Genomic DNA, 818 nt, shown 5'->3' with positions numbered 1-818 from the left:
CTTGAGGGCGCTTCCGTCACGGACGTGTACAACCTGGTGCTCTCCGAAGTCGAGGCGCCCTTGCTCGAAAGCGTGATGAACTACGTCAAGGGCAACCAGACCAAAGCCAGTGAGCTGCTGGGCCTCAACCGTGGCACCTTGCGCAAAAAGCTCAAGCAGTACGATTTGCTGTAAGCATTCAATCAAACCAGAAAGGCGCCCGCGTAAAACCGGTCGCCTTTTTTGCTGACTTCCTTTGCTTTTGATGGAAATTGAGATGACCGACCAGACTACCCGCCTGCCGATCCGCCGCGCCTTGATCAGTGTTTCCGACAAGACCGGGATCCTCGAATTTGCCCGGGAACTCGAAGCCCTGGGCGTGGAAATCCTCTCCACGGGCGGGACCTTCAAACTGCTGCAGGACAACGGCGTGGCCGCAGTAGAAGTCGCGGACTACACCGGTTTCGCAGAAATGATGGACGGTCGGGTCAAGACCCTGCACCCGAAAATCCACGGCGGCATCCTCGGCCGTCGCGGCATCGACGACGCCATCATGGCCGAGCACGGCATCAAGCCGATCGACCTGGTGGCCGTTAACCTGTACCCGTTCGAAGCCACCATCAACAAGCCAGGCTGCGACCTGCCGACCGCCATCGAAAACATCGATATCGGCGGCCCGACCATGGTGCGTTCGGCAGCGAAGAATCACAAAGACGTGGCCATCGTGGTCAACGCCAGCGACTACGCCCAAGTGTTGGACAGCCTGAAAGCCGGCGGCCTGACCTACGCCCAGCGTTTCGACCTGATGCTCAAGGCGTTCGAACACACCGCCGCCTATG

Annotated in this window: 1 protein-coding gene and 1 pseudogene; both read left to right on the top strand. The window is 59.3% G+C overall.

The features are described from left to right. Positions 1 to 174, top strand: a 174-nt coding sequence (gene fis / locus RSB01_RS14085) for a DNA-binding transcriptional regulator Fis (RefSeq protein ID WP_332625754.1), incomplete at its 5' end; no start/stop codon positions are given. 82 nt (positions 175 to 256) lie between these two features. Further along, a pseudogene (gene purH, locus RSB01_RS14080) lies at positions 257 to 818 on the top strand (bifunctional phosphoribosylaminoimidazolecarboxamide formyltransferase/IMP cyclohydrolase); the annotation flags it as partial.

The organism is Brevundimonas sp., from assembly GCF_036659295.1.
In the GTDB taxonomy this organism is placed as follows: Bacteria; Pseudomonadota; Alphaproteobacteria; order Caulobacterales; family Caulobacteraceae; genus Brevundimonas.
Note: the sequence above shows the minus strand (reverse complement) of the source record. Positions and strands in the feature narration are given on the sequence as shown.